10 protein-coding genes are annotated in these 13,723 nt (G+C 33.1%); all 10 read right to left on the reverse strand.

From position 1 onward, the window contains the following. Positions 1 to 329: 329 nt before the first annotated feature. Positions 330 to 1,100, reverse strand: coding sequence for a TIGR04283 family arsenosugar biosynthesis glycosyltransferase (locus Q0845_RS27360; protein WP_298521091.1), 771 nt, complete (start codon positions 1,098 to 1,100; stop codon positions 330 to 332). Next, a complete protein-coding gene (locus tag Q0845_RS27365) occupies positions 1,093 to 2,034 on the reverse strand; it encodes a DUF547 domain-containing protein (RefSeq protein ID WP_298521094.1) in 942 nt (313 codons plus the stop codon). The genes Q0845_RS27360 and Q0845_RS27365 overlap by 8 nt, the downstream gene beginning before the upstream one ends. Position 2,035: 1 nt before the next feature. Next, positions 2,036 to 2,917 (reverse strand): sterol desaturase family protein, encoded by an 882-nt coding sequence (locus Q0845_RS27370; protein WP_298521096.1) that lies wholly within the window; start codon positions 2,915 to 2,917, stop codon positions 2,036 to 2,038. 28 nt (positions 2,918 to 2,945) lie between these two features. Further along, positions 2,946 to 6,080 (reverse strand): TonB-dependent receptor, encoded by a 3,135-nt coding sequence (locus tag Q0845_RS27375; RefSeq protein ID WP_298521098.1) that lies wholly within the window; start codon positions 6,078 to 6,080, stop codon positions 2,946 to 2,948. 128 nt (positions 6,081 to 6,208) lie between these two features. Further along, positions 6,209 to 6,592 (reverse strand): VOC family protein, encoded by a 384-nt coding sequence (locus Q0845_RS27380; RefSeq protein WP_298521100.1) that lies wholly within the window; start codon positions 6,590 to 6,592, stop codon positions 6,209 to 6,211. A gap of 317 nt (positions 6,593 to 6,909) precedes the next feature. Next, positions 6,910 to 8,964: a hypothetical protein gene (locus Q0845_RS27385; protein ID WP_298521103.1), complete on the reverse strand. Its 2,055-nt coding sequence runs from the start codon at positions 8,962 to 8,964 to the stop codon at positions 6,910 to 6,912. Positions 8,965 to 9,412: 448 nt separating this feature from the next. Further along, a complete protein-coding gene (locus tag Q0845_RS27390; RefSeq protein WP_298521105.1) occupies positions 9,413 to 10,351 on the reverse strand; it encodes a hypothetical protein in 939 nt (312 codons plus the stop codon). A gap of 163 nt (positions 10,352 to 10,514) precedes the next feature. Next, positions 10,515 to 11,345 (reverse strand): hypothetical protein, encoded by an 831-nt coding sequence (locus Q0845_RS27395; RefSeq protein WP_298521107.1) that lies wholly within the window; start codon positions 11,343 to 11,345, stop codon positions 10,515 to 10,517. A gap of 622 nt (positions 11,346 to 11,967) precedes the next feature. Next, a complete protein-coding gene (gene arsM, locus Q0845_RS27400) occupies positions 11,968 to 12,936 on the reverse strand; it encodes an arsenosugar biosynthesis arsenite methyltransferase ArsM (RefSeq protein ID WP_298521109.1) in 969 nt (322 codons plus the stop codon). Positions 12,937 to 12,949: 13 nt separating this feature from the next. Next, positions 12,950 to 13,363 carry a DoxX family membrane protein gene (locus Q0845_RS27405; RefSeq protein ID WP_298521111.1) on the reverse strand — a complete coding sequence of 138 codons (414 nt, stop codon included), beginning with the start codon at positions 13,361 to 13,363 and terminating at the stop codon, positions 12,950 to 12,952. Positions 13,364 to 13,723 lie beyond the last annotated feature (360 nt).

The raw sequence follows: 13,723 nt of genomic DNA on the forward strand, positions 1-13,723 counted from the left end.
CAAATCTCTGATTTGTTGTATCGAGAAGTACTATGAATTTACAAGCTGTTCTCGATACAATTTTTCTTCATTTTATTGCGAAAAACCACTCGAACTGACGTGTTGTGAAATTAAAGGGAAACATGAAAATTCCTAAGAAACGTCATTGCAAAAGTTTTGAAAAAATGTTTAAAATCTGTGACTTCAAATGATAATAGTGCTTTACGATAAACAGATTACCGCGTCACTAGCGTTCCTCGTAATGACGAATCAAAATATTTACAATCTAAGAAGTCTAAAATCTAGTAGCGAAGCGATCTAGTATCTAATAGCGAAAGCGGTCTAAAACTCTAAGAAGCCACATACTTTTTATAATACGCATACAATTCTTCTGGAGTTGCACCTTTGGATTTTTTAATGTGAATGACCGCAAAATGATACTGTAATTTCCAAGTGCCTTGTTCGCGGTATTTTCTAGCAGAAGTCACGACACTTTTTGGAATGACCGTGAATTCATCTTCCTCATACAAGCGATGAATAAACTCGCAGTCTTCATAAATGGGATAGCTTTCATTATAACCGTTGAGTTCGCGAAATAAGGATTTCATCACAAATAACGATTGATCGCCGCCACGACACCAATTAACATTAAAGCGTGTAAAAAATTGCGACACAATCAATACAGGATGCAAATAATCAAACTTCATGCGGAAACAACCTGCTTGATGACCTGCGCTAATTTTTTGTAGAATGAATTCGTCAAAATGTTTCGGCGGAAACGTATCTGCATGCAAGAAATATAAAATGTCACCAGTTGCTTTTTGAGCTCCAAAATTCATCTGTTTGGCACGTCCTTTTTCGGAAGAAAACAATTGAATTTCCAACATGGAAACTGAATTTTCAAATAAAGAATCCACGCATCTTTTTTTAGAAAAATGCTGCTGATTGTAAAATTCGGAAATAAAGTTAGTGACAATTTCAACAGTTGTATCTGTACTTCCGCCATCAATCAATAAAATTTCATGTTGCGAATGTTTCATACGAACCAACAACGTTTCTAGCAATGAAACAATCGTTTCTGCTTCGTTGAAAATTGGTATGATAATAGAAATTTTACTCATTCAAATCCCAATTGTAATCTTTGTATTTCTTTTTCGCGTTTGCGTTGATGTTTACGTCACTATATGTATTTAAAAAGTCAATGAGTGAACCATTTTGTTTGAAATCTTTTGCAAACCATTTGAAGATTTTTGAAATCTCTAGTTTATCTGATGTAATGGTATTTCGTTGCGAATCTGCCAAAAAAGTTTTGGTTACCTGCGTTAATTGCTGTTCTAATTTTTCCGCAGTAAACGCCTCATTTAGTAACGGCGGACATGAAAATGATGCACAATTAATAGCAAAATGAATTCGTGGTTCGTTCATTTTACGTAGAATTTTATGTTCTATTTCATCTAAATTATACCATTTTTCACCTAATTTCCACAAACGCTGGTTCCAAGGTTTTTTAATGTCTTTGATGCTTTTTAGTGGATAATTTCTCAAAATTAAATCTACCGTAAGTACATTATACGCATTGATCCAATAGGCAAGTTTTTCTTCTTTCGACCAATCATCAATTGGCATATTTTCGCCTAAAGAAGTAATATAGTTTTGCAATTGTGCGCGATCTTTTTTAAAACCTTTATAGTTGACAACACCATCTTTTGTGACATGTTTTTTTAGTAAATCATTGAAGGTTTGATGGTTAAAAACAACGTTCTTTTCTGTAGTTATAATTTTAACATCAGCAGCCATTTCCTCGCTATTAAATCTAATAGAATCTTTAGATGTTGTAAACTTAGCATTTTGTATAAAAGTAACACTATCAATTGTTTTTTCGCTTTCAAGTTGATTCGTAACTGCAATTTTATCGTGTTGTGCGTTCACAGAATCTATGATAGATTCATGGATATCAGGCGTTATTTCTTTGGTAGAATTTTCAACTGTTTTTTGCTGTGTACCACAGGAAGTGATCAAACAAAATGTACACAAAAGCAGAAAAAGATATTTCATGTTACTCTTTTTTTAGATTGATAGGATAGATTTCTTGTCGTAAAAAATCTTGTGGAAACGATTCGTCGTTGGTAAAACCTAACTCAATATCGCGTCCGTTTTTTGGGATGTAATTGGTCTTAAAAAAATAATCCCAAACACTTAAAGTCAGTCCAAAATTTACACCATACCTTACAGGAAGTTCTTTGCTATGATGCCAAATGTGCATTTTCGGATTGTTGAAAATGTACTTTAAAAATCCATAATCCCAACCTAAATTCGCATGATTTAAATGTCCTACGGAAATGGTGAAAAAGTATACAAAAGCCACATGTTGCACGTTGAATCCGCCAATAATAGCAACCGGAAGGTATAGCAAAGATTTGTACACTACTGTTTCCATCCAATGGTAGCGTAAATGTGCCGCAAAGCCCATTTCTTTTACGGAATGATGCACTTTGTGAAAGTTCCATAAAAATTCAACTCTGTGCAATAATCGATGCGTATTCCATTGTACAAAATCGGTTACGACAAAGAAGATAAGTAAACCTAACCAAGCAGGAAGTGCACTTATATTGAAGAGTTGTAAACTTTCAAGTGACATGCCAATTCCGCCTAATATATCATTAAAAAAGGCAGCAGTTGTGTTCGAAAGTGCTACAAAAATGATGATGTTAAAGATGAAAAAGTTGAAAAACATGTAGAACGTATCTAGCCAAAAATCTTTTCGAAAAATGGATTGGTTTTTTCGCCAAGGAAACATTATTTCCAACAACCAAACGACTAAAGAAATTACAATTAGTCCATAAAAATAGTTATCCCATTTTTGAAAAAAGATCAACTCTAGGAAGTAATTCCAGTACTGATTGTATGAGTTCAAAAAGATATCTACATAGTTTTCCATAGTCTAACAAAGATACGTATGATTCGGGTTAAAATTGATACTTAATTCCAAATTGCGCCTTCCATCGTGAGCTCTCGGTGTCTACAACCCAAGGCGTTGCATCTTCGATATTGAATTGATAGGTTGGCTGATTGCTTTCGATGCCTTGAAAGTTGAGCAGACTAAAACTTGAATTCACCACATTGGGTACAAAAACGAGTTTTCCCCAATTTCTGTTGACTAAGTTTAGTACATTGAATACATCTAACGATAAACTGATACGATGTGTGCCTTTTAGTTTTAAGCCATATTCAAAACGTGCATCCAATCGATGATTCCAAGGTGTTTTGGCACCATTTCGTTCTGTATATTGACCACGACGCGAACTCAAATAATCGTTGTTATTGATGTAATTGTTTAAGTTTTCCCATTGTTGTGCCGCAGTGGTAATCACCGTTCCGTTATTATCTGTAATGTCTACCAAATTAATTTCACTTTGATCTCTTGGAACATATACCAAATCGTTTCGTGAAGAACCATCTCGGTTCACGTCTCCCTGATTTACAAATGAAAATGGACTTCCCGAAGTTCCGTTGTACAACATAGAAATTAAGAAATCACTTTTGTCAGAAATATTGAATTGATAACTGTGCGAAGACACAATTTTATGTCGTAAATCGAAGTTGGAAAATGACAGATCAGGATTGTTGGAATTGATCGATTGATTCCATTCAAAGTTTGCTGCAGGTGAGTTTCGAACCGTACTCGAAATGTCTTTACTTTTTCCGTACGTATATCCTAAAAATCCGTTGTATTGATCGGTTTTTTTCGTTAAACCAAGTGTGATATTGTAACGATATCCTTTGTTTGTGTTCGTTAATAAAAACACATTGGTAAAGTTCGGATTGATTTTGATGTCTTCTCCTGTATCCGTAAAATACTCACGATTGTCAGCGCCAGAAAATGTGGCGGTTTCGTCTTTTCTGTTGATCGATTTAAAGAAGATTCCATTAATAACATTGGTATAACTTCCTTCTACAGTCAACCCGAAGTTGTTGGGCAATTTAAAATCGACAGCGATGTTGCTCTTCCATTCACGTGGTAAATCAAAATCATTATCAATCAAGTTAATTTCGGTTAAACCAGGTTGCTGACTTGCCAAATCTTCCACGTTTTCAACAATTGGTGTTTCTCCTGTTGGGCGAATGTCTACGTTAAAATAGTCCGTTCCTGAGATATATTCCGCATACGCGAACCATAAATAGGGAATACGACCTGTAAATAAACCTGTTCCGCCGCGCAGTTGAATTTTTTTATCATCGTTGAGATAGTAGTTGAAACCAATTCTCGGATTGATTTGCGGTGTAGCATTGATTGTATTTTTGAAACGACTAAATTCTGGTGTATTTTTTACTTCATCACTCACAGGCAATTCATCCAATAAGGCTTGACTGTCCAAACGAATTCCCGCAGAAACCGTTAGTCGGTCACTAAAACGAATTCGATCTTGCGCATAAAAACCTGTTGTTAAGATGTCCAAAGTTGCAGAAGGCGTATTGCTTACAAAGTCAAAATTATTATTGGAAGTCCTGTATACTCCACGAATTCGAGAAGGTCTATCGTTTATAAAATTATCTACAGATGAATATTGCCAGCGTCCATTCCAAGCAGATAAAAAGCCATAATCAATGTCGTTGTATTGTACTAAAAAACCAGCGGTAAATGTATGCTTATCTTTTGTATAGGTAAACTTATTTGTGATTTGAAATGTATTTAAATCCGTACTATATACAGAAGCTTCTCGGTAGGTTCCTGCAAAGATTCTGTTAGAAGCATCTTGAATTAGTAAATGCGGAAACACACGTCCGTCAAACTCTCTGTCTTCCGTTACTTTGTTATAACCAATCGATAATACATTTGAGGTATTGTTGTTGAAATTTGCATTCCATTCAGCCGTCAAACTATTTGCAATACTGTTGTGTCGATATCCTTGATTTCCAAAGTTGAAAATAGATTCATTCCACTCTAAATTATCCGAAAAACTATTTACATAATTGTTGCGAAGCGTTAATTTATGTTTGTCTGAAATATTATAATCTAAGCGTGCAAAAATCTTTGTGCTTGCAGTTTCTAAATCTGCATTTGTATACGTTCCCGGATCGTAATTATAGCGCGATTGCAACGTTTCTGAGATCAACTGAACTGTTTCAAAGTCAATATTGGAAGTCGCACTTCCAGGTGCGTTTAATACAGGAAGACTGCTTAACGACTGTTCTACATTGATAAAGTAAAAGAGTTTGTCTTTTTTCAGCGCGCCGCCAATACTCGCACCAATTTGAATATCATAAAAATTGTCTACTTCTTGACGTGTTCCATCGGCATATTTCCCAACCAAACTCTGATTATTTCCAAAACCATAAATGGAAGTTTTCGTAGTATTCGTTCCGTTTTTCGTTACCAAATTGATATTGGCTCCTGTAAAGTTTCCGATGCTTACATCAAAAGGTGTGGTTTTTACTGCCAATTCTTTGATAGCGCCAAAAGCAATGGGTTGTGTTTTAGACAAACTTCCGGGCGTTCCGTTGGCAGACGATCCAGCCGCGCCACTTGCAGGTTCTTGAAAACCTACTACATCATTGTTGGCAATTCCGTCAATATTTAAATTGTTGAATCGGTTACTAGCTCCTGCAAAAGAATTTAGATTTGCTTCCGGAAGTGTTCGGGTTAAATCTTGAATACTTCTGCTAATAGTTGGCGTTTGCGCAATTGTTTTTTTAGAAATAAGCTTTTCATTGTCCTTTTTAAAATTGGCTCTATCTACTTCTAAAACAATCGCATCGAGCGCTTCGTTATCTTCTTTAAGTGTAAAATCTTTTGTGGTCGTTGCGCCTAAATTAATTGTAATATTTTCTAGAATTTCGGTACGATATCCTAAAAAACTGATTTCAATTTTATAAGTATTTCCTGGAGGAAGATTGTTGACAATATAGAATCCAGATTCCTGAGAAATACTTCCATATTTAAAATTTGTTTCGGTGTCTGTAATGATAATATTCGCAAATGCGATAGGCTGATTTTTGGTATCATTTATTTTACCTTCTAAGCGACCTGTAGTTTCTTGGGCACATAATGTTAGGGGAAAAAGAAAGCATAACAAGGTTATGCGTAATATTGTGTAATTCATGTAATAATTTAAATTTCAGACTAGAGCTTTATAGTCCGCAATTTAACGGTAACCTTACAGTTTGAAAACGTTTTTTTTAAATTAGAATGTATACAAATAACGTGTGCGGTTATGTGTTTAGAAATGAATTAGATATCGTTATTTATTTCAATCCAATATCCATCGGGATCTTGAAAATATACTTGTTGAATTCCATCTTTTCGAACATAATCTTTGTTGGGTGTATTGCGCCAATCAGAATACGGAATGTTTATTTCTTTTAGAAACGCTACAAACGCATTGAAATTTGCGGTTGCTAAAGCAAAATGCACGGCTTTGTTGGTTTTTATTTCGGCATCTGGGCGCGGAATGAGATGCAATTGTTTGTTATTTCCCATGGCTAACCATCTCGTTTTTGAATTGGAAGCTGTATTTGGAATTTCTTTGAACTGAAATACTTTTTGATAAAAATTAACGGATTTGTCTACATCTTTTACAGAAAGTGCGATATGATTGAAGAAAAAAGTGTGCATTTTTTTAGTTTGTTATCAAAAATAAACTATCTAATGTGAAAATGCCACAAGTCATACACTGAATTGCGGTGTTTTAAGAGTTTGGAGTTCTTTGTAGAACTCTTAGAAACGTCATTGCGAGTATTTCCCGAGAAATACGTGGCAATCTGATACTTCAAATAACAAAACTACTGTATGATAAACAGATTACCGCGCTATCGCTCGTAATGACGTTTCGAAGTACTTCTCGATACTATTTTTTCATTTTACTTCGAAAAATCACTAGAAGTGATAAGTCGAAATTTAAAGAGATTATGTTATGTTTATTTAAGAGTTTTCTATAAATCAATATATTCTTTCCCATTTCTATCAAGCCAACCTTTTCGTCCGTTGGGCAATTCGAATTTGGCAAAGAAACCTTGAAAAGCTTCCAATTTTTTAAAACGTCCTTTGCTGTGGATTCCGTAGTAGCCGAACAGGTTATTTTCTTTGAAACGGATGGTATTTTCAATAAATTCAATTCTGTCAACAGTTTCTAGTAATGTTTTATTTGGGTGATATATATCAACCATAGAATATCGATTATCTGTATGTTTCAGGACAATGAATGGTGCTTGATCGGTAATAATTTTTTGTTTTTTGTTTCGAAGAAAGAATACATTTTTAACTTTCTCTTTTGTAATTTTTAAAGTGTCAAAAGCAAACTCACGGATGATAGAAACTCCTTTTTTATCTTCTTTAATTTCATAGGATATATCGGATTTCATTATAGGCATGTATGGCGGCGTAGGTTTCATAACTCTGTAAGTTTCCTGCGGATTGTTGGACAGAGAAATATATTTCATTTCATTATTTTGAATTACCTGTAATTCTATAAGATATGGTAGATCTAAAAATACGGCTTGTACTTTATCTAGTTTGAGTTTTTTGAAAGTTTGGTTGTAAATATCGTATTTTCCATTTTTGATACCAATGATAAAATTGTCAATGATGATGGAGTCGTACCTTTTTTGTAACACATCTTCATTACGATAATTGTACAAACGTTTCTTACCTTTTTTTTCTGTTACAGTATAGTATTGTTTAAAATTACGGTTGTAACTCATTGAAATATCAAATAATTCTTTGCTTGAATATTCTTGACTTGCTCCAGATACCTCAGAAAACTCTAAAATAGTATCACGTGATACACTAAAAGGTTTGTCTATTTTTATTTCTAAACCTTCCTTTTTAGGAATAATGTATCCTGTACATTCATCAAAAAATTGAATGATTTTCTTTTTATCTTTTACCTGTGTGAAGGCAAATGGAATCAATTTAGGATTTAAATATTCTCTCCATATTTTTTGATTATTGTCATCATAATCTTTGTCAAATATTTTAAGTATAAATAATTCGCCATTAAATTGAAGCAATTCATATTTGAAATATTCATCATAGGCTACAAACTTTTTATTTTTTAATGTAGAAAAGTCATAATGTGTAATACTGTCAATATTGATAAGGTGTTTGGGCGTAAAATATTTTTTATTTATGGAATTAACTTCGATATCTGAAACTAGAACTCCTTCATCAATTTCAAGATTTTGTTGTATTGTATATGTTTTGTTTTGATGCTTTTTTATGAATCCATATTCAATATCAAATTGTGTTGCATGTTCGGGATCAAAATAGGTGATTTTTGAATTCATTAATTTCCATTTGCCCTTTTTGTACTGATAACTTAAAAATATTTTAGTGTCATTTATTTCACCCGAGACACTTACTTTTTGACCAACATGATTTAGAAATTCTAAATTAATATGATTGGTTTGTTGAATGTATGATGTAAATGATATGTTTGGAATTACCAATGGAGACTCCAAGCGTTCTGTTTTATAAGGAAGATAGCCAAACATGTTTTTCCTGGAAGTTCTCTTGAATGTATTGGGTATCGTATTTGTTAGATTTAGCATTAGTTTAGGATATTTTTTCATCACTGGATGCGTAGAAAACAAAATGCCGCTGGAAAAGCCTGTAGTTTCTACATACGGAATGATTGCAGTTTTAATTTCCTTCTGAATCGCTAGAAAAATGTCTTGACTGAAAAACTTCTGGCTGGTGAAGTTTTCTTCTAGCATTTGCATATTTTTAAGTGTTTCTTGAGCTCCAACACTGCAAACAGTTTCCAGATGATGTGTTTTGATAAAAGTAGGCTTGTCGCTTAATTTTTTTAAAGGCAAGTCTTTTACAATTTGCTTTGGTAGCGATGTATAATCGATCGTTTTTGCTTCCGCTAACAGTTGTTGTTTTGTTGCTTTTAGAATGGAATCTCTTTTTCTTGGATTATAGGTTTGTCCAAATGAAATTCCGAGGAAAGTAATACAGAAAAATATAGCTAAAAAACGTTTCATAAACTCAGTTTTATGCCATAAAACTAGTTTTTTGAAGCGCGTTATAAAATGTATAATACGCAAACGCCACAGTTGAATGCGTAAACTGTGGTGTTTGTGTAGTTTGAGCTTAGATACGTCTTTGCGATCTCCAACTTGATTGGAGAGTGGCAATCTCATACTTCAAATAACAAAACGATGATATGATAAACAGATTACCGCGCTATCACTCGTAATGACGTTTCAAAGTACTTCTCGATAGCTCTATTCAGTGTAGTCGAAATACATTTTTTCTTCATGTTATTTCGAAAAATTATTCGAAGTAATGTTTGCGACAATAGCTTCGTGTTATGGTGTGTTGCGTAGACTAGGAACTAAGTTGGTAAAATATCACAAACCAGAGGGAAACCCGAAGGGGTTTCCGAGTAGTTTATTATAAGCAATGCATTATACACATTGTTATATATTTTTATTTTTCCTTTTTTAGAAAATCAAGAATTAGCCTTTCTTCTTCTTTTCTCGCGTTATATAAACTGGTCTTAATTATAATAAGATTAGTTTTTACTGGTGCTGGAACTTTGAAAAATAATTTGACATTTTTAGAATTAGTATCTATTCCAGCATCATCATACATTAAATCAAATAGAATTAAGACATCATTTTCATTATCTTCTTTATAATAGGCTGTATTTATATTTATTGAATTGCCTTTTGAAATATAATTTGATAACTCTTCTTTTATTGGTATTTGAAGTTCGATTAGTTTATTTTCCTTTAGCAATCTTTCAAAAAACCTAACCTCATATTTTATGTTTTTTGCAGCTCTTTGACCAAAATTTTTAAGGTAAAAATTTAGTTTTCCAGACATTTTAGAACCAGATTGCTCTAATGTAAATGTATTTTCATTAATATCTAAAAGAGGTTCATTTAACTTGATTAAATAATCACCTTGATTAGAAATTAATTCATTCTGTATTTCAATAATTTCATTTTGCTTAATAGCTAAACTAGCGATGAACATACTCCCAATTAATGCAATAAGAGAAAAGGCAATTCTAAACAGCCAAACTCTAAATTGATATTCAGTATATTTACTAATAAATTGATTTAATAAGTGAATACCCTTTGTTTTTACTTTTCTCTCTTCTCCATTATTTATTGCAGAAATTAACTCAGTAGTATTTTCTTTAATTCCTTCAATATCATTTATTTTTATTCCAATTAGCCTTAATATTTTATCTCTATTTACATAAATAAAACCAGACAAAAGAATTATCATGATTATTATCCAAAATAAAATTCTTAATAATGATTCTAAATCTTTAATAAAGAACTGAATTCCAAAAAATATAAGAGGTGTGCCGATTAATAGACCTAATAAAATTCCAATTAAAAAATTTCTATTCATTTATTAAGTTTTTATTGGTAATTGCATATAACGGTCTCAGCTATTAGTAGTTGCATGGTTTAGCACTTAACTTTACAAGTATACACCAAACTGAAAATCCGCGAGGATTTTCAGAAGTAGGAGAGGACAAGCAATTATTTATAGCCATTGTTGTGCACTGGCTTTATTTTTCTTTCGGTTTGTCTTTAAGCAAAGTCAATCTCCTTGGTTCTCGTCTTTTAAGAATACTAACTATTCTATCCTCAACCATTCCTTTTCTTCCATCTTTTGGATTGATTTCTCTACCGTGTTTAACGTCAATTGTTGTCATTATATTCACACAGGCAAAATTTTGTTCAATTCCTGTGTCTTTTTCTATTTTTTTAAATTCTTCTTCGGCTTTCTTTTTATAGCCGTAATGTTCAAATGTTAGCTCTGTTTCTTTAGGAAACTTTTGCTTTAAATCTATGAGAGATTGTTCAATTATGTTCATCACAGAATTTCCATAATTGACAGCTTCGTCTTTAGTTGGAATGTAACCCTTGTGAATTACCGAATTTCTAAATGGTACTTCTTTATTTTGATTTAATAATAGTGGTTCTTTACTAAACGCTTGAAAATAGAGCATAATGTATGCACCAAGTTGTCTTTCCGATTGACTTGAAACTTTTTTCCAAACTTTGCTTATTGAGTCAAAATCGGTCGTTGTATTTCTAAGAATTGTTTTAATAAAAAACTCAAAATACCTTTCCATTGCTGAAGTTATAGAGGAAACAGCTTCTCGGTAATATCCGTCAACAATTGCATTTAGTCCATATTCAAATAGAATTTCAAAATTTATGTTGTCGATTATTGTTTTGGATTTATGTCCTTTTGCACAGTTTACTTCATAGATTCCATCATTATTTACTTGCTCAAATGGTGTCGGAATAGAAGTCCCATCAAACACATTCGGTTCTCCTTTGTTAACCTGTTCCATTAGGCAGTCAAAACATATTAAATCTAAAAGCATCATATTTTTTCAGCTTGTGCACAACGTATCTATAACAGGAATTCCTGTTTTTATACTAAAATTGGTTCCTAACAGGAACGAATCGCAACGAAGCGTCCTATTATTTTCTCTAAATGTAAAACAAAGATTACTTATATGCAATGTGGTTTCCCGTAAAATGCAATGAAAAACTTTAAAATCAGCGAAAATTTAATACCAAAAATAGTTTCTCAAAAAAAGCTGCTGAGGTTTTGTGTAAAAGTAGCTGAGGAAATGACCAAAACCTGCCGTGGTTTTGAGTAAAAGCAAAGGAGGTTTTTTGAGTGTGTTCAATGTATAATAAAAAAAACACCACGATTCAGTATTTGAATTGTGGTGTTTGTATGTTTTGAGTTCTTGGAAAACTCTATTAGTTTATTATCCAAACGTCTGATCGAGTGACAAATCTGTGATTTGTTGTATCGAGATCTGCTTTGAAGAACTTATATATTTCAAAGTACTTCTCGATACTATTTTTCTTCATGTTATTTCGAAAAATCACTCGAAGTGACGTTTTGTTATGTAAAGAAAACAGTTTCTAAAAGCACTAGCAATCTAACAGCAAAGTGCTTCTCAATGCTAATATCTCAATTCTCAATACTTTTGATTAACAACATCCGCCGCCATCATAGTGATAGGTCGAATCTGAAATGAAGATATCGTCTCTTTCTAAACCTGCTAAAGCGCCTGCTGTTTTGTCACAGATAGCAATTGGTTGATTTTTTAGTAAAATATGACCTAAACCATCATCAAAATAGTCTTCAGTACCAAAGTATATGGCTGCTTTTCCTGTAAATATACAAGGTCCGTCTGCTGGCATTGGATCTTTGATCGCCGCTACTTCGATAGATTCTATATAGATCAATTCGTCTGTTGGATAATTCTTAGGATCTAAGATTCTGTATGGCTTTCTAGCACGAATTTCAATGGTTCCAAAACCTGCATCTGTCAACATTTTTACATATTCTGCAATTGGCAAACTTCCGCTTAAACATAAGGCACGTAAACGTTCGTCATTACGTAAGGTTTCGTTCATTGGTTGCTCGCACGTTGGATCGCTCATTACCAGTTTTCCATGTGGTTTTAGTACGCGATACATTTCGGCAATAGCTCTTTTTAAATCTTCTGTTTTAAAGATGTTGAATAAGCAGTTTTGCGCGGCAACATCAATGCTATTGTCTTCTACAGGTAAGTTTAATGCATCACCTTTACGTAGGTCTACAAATTCACTTTTAAACCAATCATTTTGTTCTTCGGCTTCGATAAAGTTTTTACGAGAAGCTTCTAACATTTCATCAACAACATCTAACCCAATTACGCCACCTTTTTGACGATTGAAATATGAGAATTGTAATAATTCCATTCCGCCACCAACGCCAACATATAACATTGTAGGATTGTTGGTTAAATCACGCGCATGCACAGTGCTTCCGCAACCATAGTTCATTTCTTGCATGATTTTAGGAATTTTTAATCCTGGTAATTCCCAAATTGGATTTGTTGTGCAACACAGTCCAACATCAGGAGTTAATGCTGCTTCTTTGTATACGTCGTGTGTAGTTTCTAAATAACTCATTAATCGTTTCAGTTTATTTTTTCTTCAATAGTGTGTCTAGTCGATAGTGATCCCATTCTTTTGGTAATAGGAGCAAGGTCAACAATAAAATTGCTCTGTACATCACATGTGATAAGTCCCAGATTGGTTCAACTAAACCATGCCCGAAAGTTACAATTATTAATACAGATGCCAAAGCGTACAATGTGTAGTCGCGTTTTAGTCCAATTATTAACAACAAACCTCCTAAAAATTCTATGTATGATGTGTAATACGCAGTTCCTTGCAGCAAAAAGTCAGGAAGAATGCCTTCATAAGTTTTTGCGAAAAAGTTGTTGTATACGTTGTCTACACCAAATTTGAAGATTTTACCCAATCCTTGAAAGAAGAAGATGAAACCTAGTAATAGTCTTATGGTGAGTAGGGCGATTTTTTTGTTGGTGTCCATGGTTTTGTTGTGGGTTGGTGGCGGTTATGTGTTTTTTGTTTATTTGTTAATCTGTTTATTTGTTGCCAATTTATTTATTTACACTGAGCTAGTCGAAGTGTTGCTTTGAATTGCGTGTACTTTTATATTTAAAATTTTGAGTTTTATATTTTGTATTTAGCTCTTTAGTTTTTGTCACGAATTCACGAATGTTTTTTTGGTTTACTCTTATGTTGATTTGCACGAATTTCGGCGTTTGTTGCCAATTTATTTATTTACACTGAGCTAGTCGAAGTGTTGCTTTGAATTGCGTGTACTTTTACATTTAAAATTTTGAGTTTTACATTTTGTATTTAGCTCTTTAGTTTTTGTCACGAATTC

The organism is uncultured Kordia sp., assembly GCF_947489565.1.
GTDB lineage: Bacteria > Bacteroidota > Bacteroidia > Flavobacteriales > Flavobacteriaceae > Kordia.

Bases quoted from the DNA above. Each gene is read 5' to 3' on its own strand.
- Q0845_RS27360 (WP_298521091.1), bottom strand. From the start codon at position 1,100: ATGAGTAAAATTTCTATTATCATACCAATTTTCAACGAAGCAGAAACG.
- Q0845_RS27365 (WP_298521094.1), bottom strand. From the start codon at position 2,034: ATGAAATATCTTTTTCTGCTTTTGTGTACATTTTGTTTGATCACTTCC.
- Q0845_RS27370 (WP_298521096.1), bottom strand. From the start codon at position 2,917: ATGGAAAACTATGTAGATATCTTTTTGAACTCATACAATCAGTACTGG.
- Q0845_RS27375 (WP_298521098.1), bottom strand. From the start codon at position 6,080: ATGAATTACACAATATTACGCATAACCTTGTTATGCTTTCTTTTTCCC.
- Q0845_RS27380 (WP_298521100.1), bottom strand. From the start codon at position 6,592: ATGCACACTTTTTTCTTCAATCATATCGCACTTTCTGTAAAAGATGTA.
- Q0845_RS27385 (WP_298521103.1), bottom strand. From the start codon at position 8,964: ATGAAACGTTTTTTAGCTATATTTTTCTGTATTACTTTCCTCGGAATT.
- Q0845_RS27390 (WP_298521105.1), bottom strand. From the start codon at position 10,351: ATGAATAGAAATTTTTTAATTGGAATTTTATTAGGTCTATTAATCGGC.
- Q0845_RS27395 (WP_298521107.1), bottom strand. From the start codon at position 11,345: ATGATGCTTTTAGATTTAATATGTTTTGACTGCCTAATGGAACAGGTT.
- arsM (WP_298521109.1), bottom strand. From the start codon at position 12,936: ATGAGTTATTTAGAAACTACACACGACGTATACAAAGAAGCAGCATTA.
- Q0845_RS27405 (WP_298521111.1), bottom strand. From the start codon at position 13,363: ATGGACACCAACAAAAAAATCGCCCTACTCACCATAAGACTATTACTA.